General features: G+C 73.2%; 18 protein-coding genes. 1 reads left to right on the top strand and 17 read right to left on the bottom strand.

Translation table 11 applies throughout. From position 1 onward, the window contains the following. Positions 1-77: 77 nt before the first annotated feature. The 15 genes from ACYVK5_RS07200 to ACYVK5_RS07270 form a co-directional block, all read right to left on the bottom strand. Positions 78-1,676, bottom strand: a complete 1,599-nt coding sequence (locus ACYVK5_RS07200; protein ID WP_460703302.1) for an ABC-F family ATP-binding cassette domain-containing protein — start codon at positions 1,674-1,676, stop codon at positions 78-80. Positions 1,677-1,790: 114 nt separating this feature from the next. Continuing rightward, on the bottom strand, positions 1,791-2,738 hold the full coding sequence (locus ACYVK5_RS07205) for an SURF1 family cytochrome oxidase biogenesis protein (protein WP_460703304.1): 948 nt from the start codon (positions 2,736-2,738) through the stop codon (positions 1,791-1,793). Beyond that, positions 2,735-2,995, bottom strand: coding sequence for a hypothetical protein (locus tag ACYVK5_RS07210; protein ID WP_460703306.1), 261 nt, complete (start codon positions 2,993-2,995; stop codon positions 2,735-2,737). The genes ACYVK5_RS07205 and ACYVK5_RS07210 overlap by 4 nt, the downstream gene beginning before the upstream one ends. Then, positions 2,995-3,399: a DUF3099 domain-containing protein gene (locus ACYVK5_RS07215; RefSeq protein WP_460703308.1), complete on the bottom strand. Its 405-nt coding sequence runs from the start codon at positions 3,397-3,399 to the stop codon at positions 2,995-2,997. The genes ACYVK5_RS07210 and ACYVK5_RS07215 overlap by 1 nt, the downstream gene beginning before the upstream one ends. 154 nt (positions 3,400-3,553) lie before the next feature. Next, positions 3,554-4,885, bottom strand: coding sequence for a hypothetical protein (locus ACYVK5_RS07220; protein ID WP_460703310.1), 1,332 nt, complete (start codon positions 4,883-4,885; stop codon positions 3,554-3,556). Continuing rightward, the gene (locus tag ACYVK5_RS07225; RefSeq protein WP_460703312.1) at positions 4,882-5,454 is read right to left on the bottom strand and encodes a SigE family RNA polymerase sigma factor; all 573 of its coding nucleotides are present in this window, start codon (positions 5,452-5,454) and stop codon (positions 4,882-4,884) included. The genes ACYVK5_RS07220 and ACYVK5_RS07225 overlap by 4 nt, the downstream gene beginning before the upstream one ends. A 113-nt stretch (positions 5,455-5,567) precedes the next feature. Then, positions 5,568-6,041 (bottom strand): SRPBCC family protein, encoded by a 474-nt coding sequence (locus ACYVK5_RS07230; RefSeq protein WP_460703314.1) that lies wholly within the window; start codon positions 6,039-6,041, stop codon positions 5,568-5,570. Positions 6,042-6,072: 31 nt separating this feature from the next. Further along, a complete protein-coding gene (locus ACYVK5_RS07235; RefSeq protein WP_460703316.1) occupies positions 6,073-6,957 on the bottom strand; it encodes an FAD binding domain-containing protein in 885 nt (294 codons plus the stop codon). Continuing rightward, positions 6,954-9,368, bottom strand: coding sequence for a xanthine dehydrogenase family protein molybdopterin-binding subunit (locus tag ACYVK5_RS07240; protein WP_460703318.1), 2,415 nt, complete (start codon positions 9,366-9,368; stop codon positions 6,954-6,956). The genes ACYVK5_RS07235 and ACYVK5_RS07240 overlap by 4 nt, the downstream gene beginning before the upstream one ends. After that, entirely contained in the window at positions 9,365-9,856 is a 492-nt protein-coding gene (locus ACYVK5_RS07245; protein ID WP_460703320.1) for a (2Fe-2S)-binding protein, read from the bottom strand. The genes ACYVK5_RS07240 and ACYVK5_RS07245 overlap by 4 nt, the downstream gene beginning before the upstream one ends. A gap of 83 nt (positions 9,857-9,939) precedes the next feature. Beyond that, on the bottom strand, positions 9,940-11,256 hold the full coding sequence (locus tag ACYVK5_RS07250; protein ID WP_460703322.1) for an endo-1,4-beta-xylanase: 1,317 nt from the start codon (positions 11,254-11,256) through the stop codon (positions 9,940-9,942). 50 nt (positions 11,257-11,306) lie between these two features. After that, complete coding sequence (locus tag ACYVK5_RS07255; RefSeq protein WP_460703324.1) at positions 11,307-12,509, bottom strand: XdhC family protein; 1,203 nt, start codon at positions 12,507-12,509, stop codon at positions 11,307-11,309. After that, complete coding sequence (locus tag ACYVK5_RS07260; protein WP_460703326.1) at positions 12,502-13,671, bottom strand: vWA domain-containing protein; 1,170 nt, start codon at positions 13,669-13,671, stop codon at positions 12,502-12,504. Before ACYVK5_RS07260 ends, ACYVK5_RS07255 begins: the two co-directional genes overlap by 8 nt. 34 nt (positions 13,672-13,705) lie before the next feature. Continuing rightward, the gene (locus ACYVK5_RS07265) at positions 13,706-14,590 is read right to left on the bottom strand and encodes an AAA family ATPase (RefSeq protein WP_460703328.1); all 885 of its coding nucleotides are present in this window, start codon (positions 14,588-14,590) and stop codon (positions 13,706-13,708) included. A 9-nt stretch (positions 14,591-14,599) separates the two neighbouring features. Next, positions 14,600-15,280: a hypothetical protein gene (locus tag ACYVK5_RS07270; protein WP_460703329.1), complete on the bottom strand. Its 681-nt coding sequence runs from the start codon at positions 15,278-15,280 to the stop codon at positions 14,600-14,602. A 24-nt stretch (positions 15,281-15,304) separates the two neighbouring features. On the opposite strand from ACYVK5_RS07270, the gene ACYVK5_RS07275 reads away from it, so the two are divergent. Then, positions 15,305-15,601, top strand: a complete 297-nt coding sequence (locus ACYVK5_RS07275) for a CPBP family intramembrane glutamic endopeptidase (protein ID WP_460703331.1) — start codon at positions 15,305-15,307, stop codon at positions 15,599-15,601. A gap of 65 nt (positions 15,602-15,666) precedes the next feature. Here the strand turns inward: ACYVK5_RS07275 and ACYVK5_RS07280 are convergent, their stop codons facing one another. Further along, complete coding sequence (locus ACYVK5_RS07280) at positions 15,667-16,038, bottom strand: hypothetical protein (RefSeq protein WP_460703333.1); 372 nt, start codon at positions 16,036-16,038, stop codon at positions 15,667-15,669. A 138-nt stretch (positions 16,039-16,176) separates the two neighbouring features. Beyond that, positions 16,177-16,724, bottom strand: a 548-nt coding sequence (locus ACYVK5_RS07285) for an HNH endonuclease signature motif containing protein (RefSeq protein WP_460703335.1), incomplete at its 5' end; no start/stop codon positions are given.

Consider the following 16,724-nt stretch of genomic DNA (forward strand, 5'->3'; position numbering starts at 1 on the left):
CCTGCGGGTGAGAGGGTCGTTCCGACGCCGGAGCGTACTACCCGGCAGGCCAGGCGCGGCCAACCGGCCCCGAACGCCTACGCCAGCGAGACCAGCTCCGCGTAGCTCTCGTTCCAGAGGTCCTCGTCGCCGTCGGGCAGGAGGAGGACGCGCTCGGGTTCGAGGGCGTCGACGGCGCCGTCGTCGTGCGTGACCATGACGACGGCGCCCTCGTACGTCTTCAGCGCGCCGAGGATCTCCGCACGGGAGGCCGGGTCGAGGTTGTTGGTGGGCTCGTCGAGCAGGAGCACGTTGGCGCTGGAGACGACGAGCGTCGCCAGGGCGAGTCGTGTCTTCTCGCCACCGGACAGGACGTGGGTGGGCTTGTCGGCGTCGTCCCCGGAGAAGAGGAACGAGCCGAGCGTGTTGCGCACCTGGGTGTCGGTGAGGTCGGGTGCGGCGTGCCGCAGGTTCTCGACGACGCTCACGTTCATGTCGAGGGTGTCGTGCTCCTGGGCGTAGTAGCCGAGCTTGAGCCCATGACCGGCGTCGACGGTCCCGGAGTCCGGCTTCTCGACGCCGGCGAGCAGCCGCAGCATCGTCGTCTTGCCCGCGCCGTTCAGGCCCAGGATCACCACGCGCGAACCGCGGTCGATCGCCAGGTCCACGCCCGTGAACACCTCGAGGGACCCGTACGACTTGGACAGCCCGGACGCGGTGATCGGCGTCTTCCCGCACGGGGCGGGCGTGGGGAACCGGAGCTTGGCGACCCGGTCGGTCTGGCGGACGTTCTCGGCGCCGTCGAGCATCTGCTCGGCGCGGCGGATCATGTTCTGTGCGGCGGTGGCCTTGGTGGCCTTCGCCCGCATCTTGTTGGCCTGGGACAGGAGCGCGGACGCCTTCTTCTCGGCGTTGTCGCGCTCCCTGCGGCGACGGCGCTCGTCCGTCTCCCGCTGCTTCTGGTAGTTGTCCCACCCCATGGCGTACTGGTCGAGTTCGCCCCGGTTGGCGTCCAGGTGGAACACCTTGTTGACGCATGCGCGCAGCAGGTCGACGTCGTGCGAGATGACGATGAAGCCGCCGCTGTAGGTCCGCAGGTAGTCGCGCAGCCAGGAGATCGAGTCGGCGTCGAGGTGGTTGGTGGGCTCGTCGAGCAGCAGGGTGTCGACGCCGGAGAACAGGATGCGGGCCAGCTCGATACGACGGCGCTGACCGCCCGACAGGGTGTGCAGCGGCTGGGCGAGCACGCGCCCGTCGAGGCCCAGGTTCGCGGTGATGACCTGCGCCTCCGCCTCGGCGGCGTACCCGCCCGCGGCGAGGAAGCGCGCCTCCAGCCGGGGGTAGCGGTCCAGGGCCCTGGCCATGACGTCCGGGTTCTCGGAGGCCATCTCGGCCTCGGTGGTGCGCATCTTGGCGATGAGCTTGTCGAGGTCGCGGGCGGACAGCACGCGGTCCATCGCGACGACGTCGAGGTCGCCCGTGCGGGGGTCCTGCGGCAGGTAGCCGATCTCGGTGCCGCGCGTGATCTGCCCGGCGGCGGGAAGGCTCTCGCCCGCGAGGGTCTTGGTGAGCGTCGTCTTGCCGGCGCCGTTGCGGCCCACCAGCCCGATGCGGTCGCCCGGGCCGACCCGGAACGTCGCGGGCTTCAGCAGTGCGCGGGCGCCGAAGCGCAGCTCCACGCCATGGGCGGTGATCACGGGATGAGGGTCCTTCGCGGTCGCGGGGTGTGCGGGGCCCATGGCGGCCGAGCCGAACGGGGCCGGGCCAGTCTACGCAGTCGGGACGGAGAAGCGCAGTGAGTTACGTCGCGGCTAGCGGAGCTGGGAGTCGATGAGGGCGTCCTCGTCGTCGGAGTCGGCCGTGGGGCGGGACAGCAGGCCGCCGCCGCTGCCCGCGCGCCGCGCGCGCGACGTCGTGCCCCCGGTGGCGGTGTCGACGTCGGGCGCGGCCAGCAGCAGGTCCCCGGCCGACACCGTCTCGCCCCGCAGCGCTCCCCGCTCGCGCCGCCACAGCAGCACGTACCCGGCGAGCGCGCCGATCGAGAACACGCCCCACTGGAACGCGTAGCTCAGGTGGGACCCGGGGTCGGTGCCGGGCTCCGGGAGCGCGGCGGGCGCCGTCGCCGCCCGTGGCGACTCGGCACGGAGCGCGCCGTACGCGCCGACGGTCCGGCCGTCGGCCCACGCCGCGCCGTCGGGCCCGGCGGCCAGGACCTGGTCGGTGGAGATCGCCTGCACCTGCCCGTCCGGAGCGCCGCGGGACGACGACGGCTCGTCGAGGCGCATCGACGCTATTACCTCGACCTCGGCGGCCGGGGGCTCGGGCACGAAGGCGGGCGCGCTCCCGTCCGCGCCCAGGGGCACGAACCCGCGGTCGATCACCAGGACGATCCCGTCCGGCGCGTCCGGGTGCTGCGCGACGAACGGCACGAGCACGTGGTAGCCGGGCGTGGAGTGCACGGGCCGGTTGCGCAGCAGCACGGTCGCGCCGGGCTCGTAGCGGCCGGTCAGGGCGACCGGCTGCCAGACGGCGTCGTCGGGCAGGACGGCGCCCGGGCCGTCGAGGACGTCGTCGACCGGCACGGGCGCGGCCGACCAGTTCGCCTCGATCAGGTCGATCTGCGCGTTACGACCCTCGTACCGGTCCCACTGCCAGCGGCCCGCGACCAGGCAGAGCGCGGCCAGCAGCAGCGCGGCGACACCGAGGATCACCCACTGCCTGGTCGTGCGGGGCGCGCGGGACCGGCCGGCATCGCTCACGCCGGCTCCTGACTGTCCAGCTCACCGGCCGGCACGGTCTGCTTCCAGAAGTTGCGCGCCGACAGGAACTGCTCGAGGTGCTCGCGGTGGTCGTCGCAGGCGAGCCACACCTTGCGGCGCTCGGGAGTGTGCAGGCGCGGGTTGTTCCACAGCAGTCCCCAGGCGGCTCCGGCACGGCAGCCCTTCGCGCTGCAGATGAGCTCGCCGACGGGGTCGGGCGTCGCGGCGGAGCCGCCGCCCAGTCCCAGGACATCCATCAGTTCTTCTTCTCCACGGGTTCGTCGCGCACGTCGTCGACCAGGGCGTCGCCGTCGATGACGGTGTGCCCGGTGCCCGACGGCGGTCGCTCGGTGTCGCCGGCGGGCGGGAGCGCGGCCGGGCCCTCCGGTACGTAGGCCTGGGCGTCGTGCGGTGTGCGGTTCGGCCCCGCGTTGACGAAGACGACGGCCGTGTACGGCAGCACGACGGCCCCCACGGCGAGCGTCCATCCGAGCCAGGCGGGCCCCATCGTGAGGCAGAGGACCGCGGCGATGAAGCAGACGAGCCGGATCCCCATCTGGATGAGGTAGACCTTGGCGCGCCGCGCCTGGTCGTCGTCGAGCGACTCGGGGACCGACGTGATCGACTGGACCTCGGGCTCGGAACGGGGAGCCTTGCTCATCACCCCAGTCTACGAGCCGGGCCTGGGCGGATCGGACCAGGGCGTTCGTGCCGGACGGCGACGAGGACCTCTGGAACGAGAGCTAGGCGGAACTGGTCTCGCTGGCGTAGCGACGGCCTGCCGGGCCGCGCGCCTCGCGCGGCCCGGCAGGTCGTCATCGTGCGGTCAGGTCGCCGTCCTCCGCGACGTGCACGGGGAAGGGGTCGCTCCACACGAACCGGTAGGTGTCGTCGCCGGGCTCGATCTCGATCATGAGGCGAGCCGTGTAGTCGCCCTCCGGGATCCGGACGGTCTCGCCGTCCGTGGTGCGCCGGCACGAGTTCATCGCGTTCGAGGAGGCGGATCCCCATCCGTTCCCGTCGGTCACGGGATCGCGGGCGGTGAAGTCGTGCCCGTACCCGACCAGTCTGCCCTCGTCGAACAGCATGATCGTCGGTGGCGCGTAGGGGAGGTCCGTACCGCCGGTGACCCCGTCCATCAAGGTCCCCGTCGCCTGCCAGCGCCCGAGGAAAGAGGTCGGACCGCCGTCGTCCACCTCCAGCGTCCAGCCCTCGTCCGCGCGGGAGTCGGCCATCATCACGTCCTCGTCCCCGAGGCAGGCGACGTCGGAGCCGGCGAGCCAGTCGGGCTGGTATCCCTCGGCCCAGGACGAGCCCGGCTCCGTCTGCGCCGGGCCGCCGACCGGGCCACCGGCGCCGTCCGGGGTCTCGATCTCCTGCGGCTCGCTGAGGTACAGGCCGGAGGTGCCCGAGCCGTCGGTCGTCCGCACGGCGACGCGGACGTCGAACCGCCCCGCCTCACGCACATGCTGGTAGCGATCGTCGTCGAAGGGCGCGTCGGCACCCTCCGCGGGCAGGCAGCCCGTGACCCGCTGCGCGCGGACCGGCCCCCACCACTCCCCGTCGGCCGCGACCGTCTCGGGGATCTCGTACGCCCCGTCAGTCGCGTACGACCAGCCGAGGTCCACCACCGTCCCGTCCTGCGACCAGACGAGGAACGGTTCCTGGAGCGCATCGGCCGCGGCCGGGCCGGAGATCGTGGCCGGGACCCACCAGCCCTCCCGCTCCCGGTAGGCGGCCGGCTCGTCGGCCATGGCGACGGCGAGGCCGGCGGGCTCCGCGAGGTCCTCCAGTTCCGTGACCGGCATGCCGCAGGAGGCCCCGCTCCCCTTCCAGCCGTCGGGCACGTACCCGTCCTGGTACTCGACGGTCACCCCGCCCGGCAGCGGCGCGGGCTCGCTCCGGATCCACTCGGCGGCCTGCGAGCCGGTCACCGCCAGCACACCCGCCACCGCGAGCGCCCCGGCGACCCCGCCGGCCTTGGCGACGCGGCGCCGGTGCACCCTGCGGCGCATGGCGGGCAGTTCTTCGGCCAGCGTGGCCTGCCCGTCGGGGCGCGCGCCGGCGCCGTGCTCCCGCAGGAGCCCCGACAGTGCGGCGCCCTCCTCGGGGGTGGCCCACTCGTCGTGCGTGTGCTTGGCGCTCATCGTGCGTCCCCTCCTTCCAGGGTGGGAGTCATGCTGGTCGTGGTGCCGAGCAGCGTCCGCAGCGCCGGCATCGCGGCGTGCAGGTGGCGTTTCACCGTGCCCTCGGCGATCCGCAGTTCCGCCGCGATCTGCGGCACGGTCAGGTCCTCGTAGTACCGCAGCACCACGCACGCCCGCTGCCGGGGCGAGAGCTGCTTCAGCGCCGCGCTCACGTCGACGCGTGCGGACGCGGGGACGTCCGCGCCCCGCACGCTCTCGTCCGCGCCGAGCAGGTGGTGCACGCCGAACCACCGCCGCCGGCGCCGGTACCCGTCCAGGAAGAGGGTCAGGATCGTGCGCCGCACGTAACCTTCGATGTTCCGCACCGGCACGGTGACGTCCAGCGTCGCCATGCCGGCCGTGCCCGCGGGCCGTGGCCGCCGGAACTTGGAGTACACCTTGACCAGGGCGTCCTGGACCAGGTCCTCGGCCTCGCGGCGATCTCCGGCCAGCACGAAGGCGTAGCTCACCAGGGCCCCGCCGCGATGGGTGACCAGTTCGGTCAGCTCGGCGTCCCACCCCGCCGTCATGGCCGACTCCGCATCGTCCTCATTGCGCCCCTCCCGGGTCCGGGGCGCGGGTCTGCTCCCGCGCCTCTACCCGCCATGACGCTCCGCCCGAGTGGAACCGTTGAGGTCGGCGATCAGGTCAGCTTCTTCTCCAGGCAGTCCGTGAAGCGGCCGAGCATCTTGTTCGAGACCTCCTGGACCAGGCCGCGGCCCAGGCTCGCCACCTTGCCGCCGATCTGGAGGTCGGTCGTCACCTCGACGTCGGTCGTCGGGCCGTCGCCGTCCGCCGGGCCGGCCCCGGGACGCAGGACGACGACGGCCTCCGCGCCCGCGGTGCCGTTGCCGCGCTTGTCCTTGCCCTTCGCGGTCAGGACCATGCGCCCGGAGCCGCCGTCCGCGGCGAGGTCCTTCTCCGTGAACTGGCCGGAGCCGTTGAACGTGAGCGCGATCGGGCCGAGCTTGATCTTCACCGAGCCTGTGAACGCGTCGCCGTCCACGGAGGTCACCTGCGCGCCGGGGAAGCATTCCGCCACGGACTCTACCCGCGCGAACGTCGCGAACGTGGTCGCGACGTCGGCGGGCACGGTGAACGCGTGCGTCAGCTCCATGCGCGGCCGCCTTCCCCGGCGCCCGGCGCCCTCACGCGGCCCCCGCCGCTCCGAGCACCGCCCGCCGGGCGAGCACGGTCACGAGGTGCCGCCGGTAGCCGGCGTCCCCGTTGAGGTCCGACGGCGGGCTGGTGCCGTCGGCCGCCCTCGCGCAGACCTCGCCCACGGCCTCCGGCGTCGGCGCCACACCCACGAGCGCCTCCTCCACGCCGCGGGCGCGCAGGGGTGTCGGTCCCATGTTGGTCAGGCCGATCCGTGCTTCGGAGATGGTCTTCCCGTCGGCCATGTGGACGCAGGCGCCGACGGCGACGACGGGCCACTGCTGGGCGGTGCGCACGAATTTCTGGTAGCTGGCGCCCCATCCGGGGTGGACGGGGAAGCGGATGGCGGTCAGGAGTTCGTCGTCCTCGACGGCGGTGGTGAAGAGGTCCTGGAAGAAGTCCGCGGCGGGTACGACGCGTTCCCCGGAGGGCCCGGCGATGACCATCTCGGCCTCGAGGGCGAGTGCGACGGCGCCGCAGTCCCCGGCGGGGTCGGCGTGGGCGAGCGATCCGCCGAGGGTTCCCCGGTGCCGGATCTGGGGGTCGCCGACCTCGGCGACGGCGGCGTGGAGCAGTGCGAGTTCCTGGCGGATCTCGTCGGAGGCGAGGATCTCGTGGTAGGGGGTCATGGCGCCGATCTCGATGGCGCCTCCTCCCCCGGCGACGTCGCCGCCCCCACCGATGTCGCGGATGCCGCGCAGGGAGTCGATGCGCCCGATGTCGACGACGAGCTCGGGCGCGTTCAGCCGCATGCGCAGGACGGGCAGGAGGGACTGGCCGCCGGCGATGACCTTGGCGTCGTCGGCCTGGGCGAGGAGGCGGAGTGCCTCGTCGACGCTGGTGGGCCGTTCGTAGTCGAACGCTGCGGGGATCATGGGGCGTTCCCTTCCTGGATCGCGTGCCAGACGCGGGCGGGCGTGCAGGGCATGGGGATGTCGTGCACGCCGTAGGGCCGCAGGGCGTCGACGACGGCGTTCACGACGGCGGGCGTGGACGCGATGGTGCCGGCCTCGCCGACGCCCTTGGCGCCGAGGGAGTTCGAGGTGGCGGGGGTGCTGCGGTGCGCGGCGTCGAAGCTGATGAGGTCGGCGGCGCTGGGCACGAGGTAGTCCGCGAGGGTGCTGGTGAGCAGGGTGCCGGCGTCGTCGTACACGGCCTCCTCCCACAGGGCCTGGGCGATGCCCTGGACGAGCCCGCCGTGCACCTGCCCGGCGACGATGAGCGGGTTGATGACGGTGCCGACGTCGTCGACGCACACGTACTTGCGCAAGGAGACGGCGCCGGTCTCGGTGTCCACCTCGACGGCGCACAGGTGTGTGCCGTGCGGGAAGGAAAAGTTGACGGGGTCGAACGTGACCTCGGCGTCGATGCTGGGTTCGATGCCCTCGGGGTAGTCGTGCGCGGCGAAGGCGGCCAGGGCGATCTCCTGGATGGTCTTGCCCTCGCCCGTGCCGGCCACGGCGAACCTCCCCCGGGAGAACTCGACGTCGCCGGCGTCGGCCTCGAGCAGGTGCGCGGCCCACGGCTTGGCCTTGGCCACGACCTTGTCGGCCGCGAGCGCCAGCGCCTCGCCGCCGACGGTGAGGGACCGTGAGCCGTAGGTGTCCAGGCCGCGGGGGGCGACCTGGGTGTCGCCGTGCAGGACCTCGACGTCCTCGAAGGGGACGCCGAGGCGGTCGGCGACGATCTGGCTGAAGGCGGTCTCGTGGCCCTGGCCGTGGCCGCTGGAGCCGGTGACGACCTCGACCTTGCCGGTGGGGAGCATGCGGATCTCGGCGTGTTCCCAGCCGCCGGCGCCGTAGTCGAGGCTGCCGAGGACGCGGGAGGGGGCCAGGCCGCACATCTCGGTGAAGGTGGAGATGCCGATGCCGAGCTGGACGGGGTCGCCTTCCTCGCGACGCCGCTTCTGCTCGGCGCGGAGGCCGTCGTAGCCGAAGGCTTCGACGGCCTGGGTGGTGGCGGACTCGTAGTCGCCGGAGTCGTAGGTGAGGCCGGCGACGGTGGTGAACGGGAACTCGTCGTGGGTGATCCAGTTCTGGCGGCGTACCTCGAGGGGGTCGCGGCCCAGCTCGGCGGCCAGCTCGTCCATGAGGCGTTCGACGGCGAAGGTGGCCTCGGGGCGCCCGGCGCCGCGGTAGGCGTCGGTCCAGGTCTTGTTGGTCAGGACCGTGCGGCAGTCGAACCGGTAGGCGGGGAACTTGTAGATGGCGTTGAACATGAAGGCGCCGAGCACGGGCACGCCGCCGCCGACGAGGGCGACGTAGGCGCCGAGGTCGGCGAGCAGTTCCACCTTGAGGCCGGTGACGGTGCCGTCGCCGCGCGCGGCGAGGGTGAGCTTCTGCCACTGGTCGCGGCCGTGGTGGGCGGCGAGCAGGGACTCGGAGCGGGTCTCGGTGTACTTGACGGGCTTGCCGAGGCGGCGGGCGACGGCGAACGCCGTCCATTCCTCGGGGGTGGTCTGCAGCTTGCCGCCGAACCCGCCGCCGACGTCGGGCGCGATGACCCGGATCTTGGACTCGGGGACGCCGGTGGTGGCGGCCAGGAGGAAGCGGGTGATGTGCGGGATCTGGGTGGCGGACCAGACGGTGATCTGCTCGCCGGTGGGGTCGACGACGACGGAGCGGGGTTCCATGAACGCCGGGATGAGTCGCTGCTGGCGGTACTCGCGTTCGATGACGATGCCGTCGGCCCGGGCGGCGGTGATGGCGTCCTCGACGTTGCCTCCGGTGCCGGCCTCGGCGGAGTCGAAGATCCACCGGGCGGAGTTGTTGGTCCCGAGGTCGGGGTGCGCGATGGCGCCGCCGTTCTCGGGGGTCGCGGCAGCGGCGTCCTTGAGGTCGAGCGCGGCGGGCAGTTCCTCGTAGTCGACGTCGACCAGTTCGGCGGCGTCGACGGCCGCGGCGGCGCTGCGGGCGACGACGACGGCGACGATCTCGCCGGCGAACGCGACCCGGTCGACGGCGACCGGCTTGTGCTCGGGCGCGACCTGGTCGGGCGTGATGGGCCAGGCGTTGGCGAGGACGCCCTGCGTGCCTGCTAGGTCGGTACCGGTCAGGACGGCGACGACGTTCGGGGACTGCTCGGCGGCGCGGGTGTCGATGCCGGTGATGTTCGCGTGCGCGTGGGGGCTGCGCACCATGGCCAGGTGCAGGGTGCCGGGCGGGGCCAGGTTGTCGGTCCAGCGGGTGCGGCCGGTGATGAGCCGCCGGTCCTCCTTGCGGCGCCGGTCGCGGCCGATCTCCCGGCCGGCTTCGGCGGTGGCAAGGGCCTCTTCCGTGGCGGTCATGCCGTGCCTCCGTCCGTTCCGTGTGCGGCGGGAGCACCTGCCGCGTACTGCACCGCGCGCACGATGTTGTGGTAGCCGGTGCACCGGCAGAGGTTGCCCTCCAGGCCCTGGCGGATCTGGTCCTCGGTGGGGTCGGGGTTCTCGGTGAGCAGGTCGGCGGCCTGCATGATCATGCCGGGCGTGCAGTATCCGCACTGCAGGGCGTGGCACTCGTGGAAGGCCTCCTGGACGGGGTGCAGGGCCCCGTCGGACGGGAGTCCCTCGATGGTGGTGACCGTGGTGCCGTCGGCCTGCACGGCCAGGACGTTGCACGACTTGACGCTGTGCCCGTCCAGGTGGACGGTGCAGGCGCCGCAACTGGCGGTGTCGCAGCCGATCACGGTTCCGGTCTTGCCGAGCTGCTCGCGCAGGTACTGCACGAGCAGCAGGCGGGGTTCGACGTCGTCGGACACCTTGGCGCCGTCGACGGTGAGCTCGATCCTGGTCATGGACGCTCCTCTGCCACTGCGTTGTGACGGTGTGACAGGCATCACGGTACGCCGGGGCCGCCGCCCTCCGCCACAGCAGCGGCTCAGGAGAACCGCAGAGTCTGCTCCCCGCGTCCGGGGGTGTCCAGGGTGAAGGAGAGGTGCGTTCCGTCCGGCGCGCCGGGCAGCGCGACCTCGTAGTCGCCGAGCAGACCCGTCACGTCCACGCGGCCCTCGGCGTCCGTGCGCAGGGTGGTGGGCGCCAGCCACCACTCGCCCTTGACCAGGTCGCGGAGGCGGTCGTAGGCCGGTTTGGGCGAGCCGTCCGCGCGCAGCAGGCCGCCGGGCGCGTTCAGCCACATGCCGCGGTCGCTCAGGCCCCAGTAGGTGAACGCCTCCACGCCCGGGTGGGCGAGCAGCAGCCGCAGGTGCGCCTCCAGTTCGTCGGCCTGCCGGGCCTCACCCTCGGCCGTGCTCGGCCACTCGCCGACCTGCCAGTCGTTGAGGTCCACGATGTGCTCCGGCATCAGGTCGCCCGACAGCAGTGTGGTCTCGGTGAAGTGGATCGGTATGCCGTACCGGCCGAAGCGGTCCAGCACGCGGAGCGTCTTCTCCTCGCCCCACCAGCCCTGGTGCATGTGGGACTGCAGGCCGAGGCGGTCGATCCGGATGCCCGCCTCCAGCACGGCCTCGATGAGGCACTCGTACGCCGTCGACATGTCGAAATCGTTCAGCAGGAGGGTCGCGGACGGGTTGACGGCCCGCGCCTCCTCGAAGGCCATCCGGATCATCTCCACCCGCCCGCGCGCGCGGGCGAGCGGCGTGATCGCGTTGTCCTCGGCGGTGAAGACCGGCATGATCACCACCTCGTTGATCGCGTCCCAGGTGTCGATCACGCCCGCGAGCCCCGCGACGTCGCGCCGGATGCGCTCGCGCTGCAGCCGCTCCACCTCGGCCAGGCCGGCGTCCGTCACCGCGTCGCCGTCCCCGCGGGCGACGTCGAGCAGCCATCCCGGCTGGACCGTGTGCCACACGAGCGGGTGCCCCTTGACCACGACACCGCGCTCCGCGAACCACTCGGCGGCCCGGCGCAGCCGGGCGGTGCGCGGCGCGCCCCGCACCGGCTCGAACGTGCCCCAGTAGAACGGGAGTGTGGCCTGGTTGAAGACGTCCAGCCAGGCGTCGGCGAGGCGCTGGTCGTACGCGGGGTCGCGCGAGTCGCCACCTCCGAGGTCCATCAGGTCGAACCCGATGCACCCGAACCAGAACGCGTGCCGCGTCTGTCGTACGACGACGTCCACGCCGGCCAGGGGCTCCCCGCCAGGACCCTGCAGGGTGAGGCGGGCGTCCGCGCGGCGGTGCGCGAGCGAGGGGTCGGGTCGGTGGGTCACGGGCGGCCGGAAGAGGGACGACGACGTCATGGTGGGCACCCTAGTGACGGATGCGCCGGTCCGTCAGGATGCGCCGTCCGTCAGCGATGGATGCGCCCCTCGGTCGCCGTGAGGGGTTCGCCCGAGCCGCCCCAGCGGGCCGAGACGATCTCCGCGGCGATGCTGACGGCCGTCTCCTCCGGGGTGCGGGCGCCCAGGTCGAGGCCGATCGGGCTGTGCAGGCGCGCCAGGACGTCGTCGGGCACGCCGGCCTCGCGGAGCCGGGCGAGACGGTCGTCGTGCGTGCGGCGCGAACCCATCGCGCCCACGTAGGCCACCTCGAGGCGCAGCGCCTGGTCCAGGACCGGCACGTCGAACTTCGGGTCGTGCGTGAGCACGCAGACCACGGTCCGGCCGTCGATCCGGCCCGCGGCCGCCTCCGCCGCGAGGTAGCGATGGGGCCAGTCGGTCACCACCTCGTCCGCGTCCGGGAAGCGCGACGCCGTCGCGAACACCGGTCGCGCGTCGCACACCGTCACCCGGTAACCGAGGAACGACCCGACCCGCGCCGTCGCCGCCGCGAAGTCGATCGCACCGAACACCAGCATCCGCGGGCGGGGCGCGTAGGAGGACACGAACACGCGGCAGCCCTCGCCGCGGCGCTCGCCGTCCGGGCCGTAGCCGAGGGTCTCGCTGAGCCCGCCGGCCAGCAGGCCGAGGGCGTCGTCGGCCACGGCATCGGTCAGGCGCGCCGTCCCCAGGCTCCCGGACACCCGCGAGGCCGCAGCCGCACCGTCGTCCACCACCACCGGACCAGGACCCGAACCCGAACCCGCCACCACGCGACCACCACCCCGCCGGACCACGAGACGACGCCCCACCACCCGCTCGTCCGGATGCTCCACCACGGTGGCGACCGCCACCGGACGGCCCGCGGCGATGTCCTCCGCCACCTCGTCCAGGTCCGGGAAGGTCTCCCGGTCCACCCGTTCCACGAACACGTCCAGGATCCCGCCGCAGGTCAGGCCGACGGCGAACGCGTCGTCGTCGGAGATGCCGTACCGCTCCAGCACCGGCCTGCCGGTGCCGGTCACCTCGCTCGCGAGGTCGAACACCGCGCCCTCCACGCAGCCGCCGGAGACCGAGCCCACCGCGACGGGCGGCGCGCCGTCGTCCCCCGGTCCGACCAGCATCGCCGCGCCGGGCGGGCGCGGCGCGGACCGGAACGTGGCCACGACGGTGCCCATCCCGACCGGCCGGCCCTGCCGCCACCAGGCCAGCAGTTCGTCCAGCACGTCACGCACGTGCGATCACCTCCAGCGCCTCTTCGAACGTACCCAGGGAGTGCCCCGCGAGGAAGTGGTCCACGTGCGGCAGGACGGCAACGATCCCCGCCTGCACCGGCCGGTAGCCGTCCTTGCCGCGATGCGGGTTCACCCAGACGACCGCGCGGGCCAGGCGGTGCAGCCGGGCGGCGCGGTCGGCCAGGTCCGCGGCGTCGCCGCGTTCCCAGCCGTCGCTGCAGACCACGACGACGGACCCGCGCAGCCGCGCGCCGTGCCGGTCCATCAGCGTGGCGAGCGCCTCGGCGAGCCGGGTGCCGCCCGCCCAGTCGGGGACGAGGTCCCCGGCGCGGGCCAGCGCGCGCTCCGGGTCGGCGGTGCGCAGGGCGTCGGTGACGCGGGTGAGGCGGGTGCCGAGGGTGAACGCCTCGGCGCGGCGGCCCGACCCAGCCGACCGCACGACGGCGAGCGCCCGCCGCAGCAGCGCCTCCGCGTAGGAGCGCATCGAGCCCGACACGTCGACCAGCAGTACCACGCGGCGTGGCGTGCGAGCCCGGCGCCGGCGTTCGACCCGGGCCGGCTCGCCCGCCCGGCGCAGGGTGGCGCGCAGCGTGCGGTGCAGGTCCGGGCGGCCGCGGCGCCACGGGACGGCGCGGGCGGCGCGGCGCAGCGGCGGGCGCGGGTTCAGGGCCGCGATCTGCGCGGCGAGAATGCGGCGCTCCGCCTCGGTGAGGACGGCGATGTCGCGGTGGCGGAGCACCTCCCGGTCGTCGGCGAGCAGGGGGACGACATCGCCGGGCTGCCGCGGGTCTTCTCGCGGACCGGGCTCGCGGGGGCCGGGGGCCTGGGAGCCCTGGCCTGACGGGAGCACCGTGGCGGAGGCGGCCTCGGCGGCGGCGTCCGGGGAGCCGTGGTGGGCAGGTCCGGCGGTGGCCCCGCCGCGCGGCACCGGCAGCCCGACCGTCGAGGCCCCGAACCATGCGGCGAACACCTGGTCGAACCGGGCCAGGTCGTCGGGCCCGGCGCAGAGCGTCGCCCGCCCGGCGCGATAGGTCGCGACGGCGCTTCCGGCGCCGAGCACAGCGGTGGCCTGCAAGAACATGGTCGCCCGGTCGTGCGTGACTTCTACCCCGGCCGCCCGCAGCGCCCGGGCGAACCCGAGCAGCACCCGCTCGCCGCTCACGGGACACGCTCCCGGCGACCGTCGTCGTCCCGCATCACGCCGCCAGGATTCTCGTGAGCGCCTCGCGGGCGCGGATGGTGTCCTCGCGGTACTTGACCACCGCGCCGAGCGTGCGGGAGGCGGAGTCGAGGTCGAGCGTCGCGGCGCCGAGGCGTTCCAGGGCGCGGGCCCAGTCGAGCGTCTCGGCGACCCCCGGCGGCTTGAGCAGCGGCTCCGCACGCAGGCGCTGGACGCAGCCGGCGACCTGGCGGGCGAGGGCCTCGGCGACCTCGGGCAGGCGCGCCCGCACGATCGCTACCTCGCGCTCCAGGCCCGGGTGGTCGATCCAGTGGTAGAGGCAGCGGCGCTTCAGGGCGTCGTGCAGCTCGCGGGTGCGGTTCGAGGTGAGGACGACGGCGGGCGGCGTCGTCGCGCGGATCGTGCCCAGTTCCGGGATGGTGACCGTCCAGCCCGACAGGACTTCCAGGAGGAAGGCCTCGAACTCGTCGTCGGCGCGATCGACCTCGTCCACGAGCAGCACGGACGGGGTGGTCCGCAGCGCCTGGAGGACGGGCCGGGCCAGGAGGAAGCGCTCGTCGAACAGGGAACGCTCGGTGGTCTCGACCTCCAGGGCACCCCTGTCCGACGACGACGCCGCTGCCGCCTCCAATGTCCGCAGGTGCAGGATCTGGCGGCCGAAGTCCCAGTCGTACAGCGCCTGCGTGGCGTCGATGCCCTCGTAGCACTGCAGCCGGATCAGGGGCGCGTCGGTGACCTGGGCCAGCGCCTCGGCGAGCGCCGTCTTGCCGGTGCCCGGCTCGCCCTCCAGGAGCAGCGGGCGCTCCATGACCCGGGCAAGGTGCGTGACGGTGGCGAGATCCTCGTCCGCGAGGTAGCCCGCCTCCCCCAGCGCCGCCGCGAGGGCCTCGGGTGAGTTCATCCGTTCAGGTTACGGGGTGGCGCGGGCCGGGCCAGTCGTCGGCGGAGCCTGGGCCGGCGGGCGGGCGGAGTTGCGGCGGACGACCCACCAGATGACGCCGCCGATCGTCATGGCGAAGCCGAGCATCCCGCCACCGATCGCGACGAACCAGGCGCCGATCGTCCCGCCGACGCCGGTGAAGAAGCCGCCGAAGTCCTGGCCCCTGGCGACGACCAGGTAGGTACCGTCGGGCACGCCGGGATCTCCCGCGGAAAGGTCCACCGTCTCGGCCTCGCTCTCGAACTGCGCGAGCAGGCGCCCGTGGAGCCCGCCGACGCTGATCTGCCCCGACATCTCCGGCCGGCCGACGGCGAGCGACGTACCGGCGTCGTCGCCGGCGACCGTGACGGTGACGTCCTCGGCCGACATGCCCTGGGACACCGGGTCCGGGCCCACCTCCCAGACGGAGTAGATCCCGTCGTCGGGCAGGTCCACGGTCGCCGAGCCCGGCACGTCCACCGCGCCCAGCGCTCCCGGCCCCGGCTCGCCCGACGCCGTCACGAGATCGAGCGGGACCACCCGGACGAACAGCAGCACGGCGGCCACGCCCGCGGCGATCGCCACCAGGAGGAGCGCGATGCCGGAGAACGTGAGGACCTTGGGCCCGGCGCCGACTCGGCGGCGCGGCTGTGATTCTGGCAACGGGTTCACAGTTGCACTGTAACGTCGCTGGTCATGGAGCGGGACCTGCCCGCTCCAGGCACACTTCTCCTGCTGCTCGTCGCCTATGCCGTCGGCGGGCTGCTCGAGGAGATCGGCTGGACGGGGTTCCTGCTCCCCCGGCTCATCACCCGGTTCGGTGAGCACGCCGCCGCACTGCTCATCGGAGTGCTGTGGAAGGTTCTCGGTCTCACCGCGCTCGTCGTCCTGATTGCCTGGACCGTGGCCGAACGCACGCGGGGGCGGGGCGCGGTGCGGCGGGACTCCCGCCCGGCACACCATGCCTGGCGGGAGCCTGACCCTGGCCCTTGACGAACCGCACGACAGGCCGGCTGCCTGGCGTCCGGCCGGGGCATCGTCCGCGGCGACAGGAAATGTCAGCTGTCGTCGTCCATCGAGTCCTCGTCCTCCATGTTCTCGTCCATGGAGTCCTCGTCCTCGTCCATGTGTTCGTCGTCCATCGAGTCTTCGTCGTCCATGGACTCCTCGTCCATCGACTCCTCCTCGTCCATGGAGTCCTCACCCTCCATGTCTTCGTCCGACATGTCTTCGTCGGACATCTCTTCATCCGACATCTCTTCGTCGGACATCTCTTCGTCGGTCATCTCCTCGTCGGTCATCTCCTCCGTGCTCGTCGGGGACATGTCGTCCTCGGCGGGCTCGGAGTCGTTGCAGCCGGCCAGCAGGGTAGCGGCGGTGAGAGCGGACAGGGCAACGGCCGCGACGCGGCGGCTCCGGGTGATCTTCATACGACCGACGCTATGGCTCCAGGCGCCCGGATGACCCTTACGGCCTCGTTATGCGGTTCTTACAGGGATCTAACGCACGCGCCACAGGCCGGCCCGGGCCGGACGACGACCCGGACCGACCGGCGGCCACAGCGATGATCAGAACGGAGGCGAGCCCGATCCAGGTGTCGGGGGTGGCTCGGGCGGCTCGGCTGCCTCGCGCGGCTCGGCGAGTGTCATGCCCTGGGCCAGGGCGTAGCGGATGGTGGGGTCCACGATGGTGGGCTCGACGACGGCCGTCGTGCCGGTGGGCGCGACCCAGCGCGTGATCCCGGTGTCAGGATCGCGGACGACATGCCAGTTGGCATGGGTTTTGAGGTTATGGTGCTTTCTGCAGAGGGTGTGCAGATTGCCGGCGCGGGTCTGGCCGGGCTCGCCGGGCCGGTAGCGGTGGTCGGGGTCGAAGGGCTGGATGTGGTCCAGGTCGGCTGCGGTGCGCCCGCCGGTGGTGGCGGGCCGGTGGCAGCCGGGGAATCGGCAGGTCTGGTCGCGGGTCGCCACCGCGGCCCGCAGCGTGATGCCCGGGGTGTACGTGCGGGTGGAGTAGTCGGTCAGGATGCCGGTGGCTGGGTCGGTCAGGAGGCGTCGCCAGGTGGCGTCGGTGGCGATGCGGGCGGCCGCGTCGGCGGGGATGGGGCCGATGCCCT

The organism is Myceligenerans halotolerans, from assembly GCF_054782975.1.

Bases quoted from the DNA above. Each gene is read 5' to 3' on its own strand.
- ACYVK5_RS07210 (WP_460703306.1), bottom strand. From the start codon at position 2,995: ATGGATGTCCTGGGACTGGGCGGCGGCTCCGCCGCGACGCCCGACCCC.
- ACYVK5_RS07215 (WP_460703308.1), bottom strand. From the start codon at position 3,399: ATGAGCAAGGCTCCCCGTTCCGAGCCCGAGGTCCAGTCGATCACGTCG.
- ACYVK5_RS07220 (WP_460703310.1), bottom strand. From the start codon at position 4,885: ATGAGCGCCAAGCACACGCACGACGAGTGGGCCACCCCCGAGGAGGGC.
- ACYVK5_RS07225 (WP_460703312.1), bottom strand. From the start codon at position 5,454: ATGACGGCGGGGTGGGACGCCGAGCTGACCGAACTGGTCACCCATCGC.
- ACYVK5_RS07230 (WP_460703314.1), bottom strand. From the start codon at position 6,041: ATGGAGCTGACGCACGCGTTCACCGTGCCCGCCGACGTCGCGACCACG.
- ACYVK5_RS07235 (WP_460703316.1), bottom strand. From the start codon at position 6,957: ATGATCCCCGCAGCGTTCGACTACGAACGGCCCACCAGCGTCGACGAG.
- ACYVK5_RS07240 (WP_460703318.1), bottom strand. From the start codon at position 9,368: ATGACCGCCACGGAAGAGGCCCTTGCCACCGCCGAAGCCGGCCGGGAG.
- ACYVK5_RS07245 (WP_460703320.1), bottom strand. From the start codon at position 9,856: ATGACCAGGATCGAGCTCACCGTCGACGGCGCCAAGGTGTCCGACGAC.
- ACYVK5_RS07250 (WP_460703322.1), bottom strand. From the start codon at position 11,256: ATGACGTCGTCGTCCCTCTTCCGGCCGCCCGTGACCCACCGACCCGAC.
- ACYVK5_RS07265 (WP_460703328.1), bottom strand. From the start codon at position 14,590: ATGAACTCACCCGAGGCCCTCGCGGCGGCGCTGGGGGAGGCGGGCTAC.
- ACYVK5_RS07275 (WP_460703331.1), top strand. From the start codon at position 15,305: ATGGAGCGGGACCTGCCCGCTCCAGGCACACTTCTCCTGCTGCTCGTC.
- ACYVK5_RS07280 (WP_460703333.1), bottom strand. From the start codon at position 16,038: ATGAAGATCACCCGGAGCCGCCGCGTCGCGGCCGTTGCCCTGTCCGCT.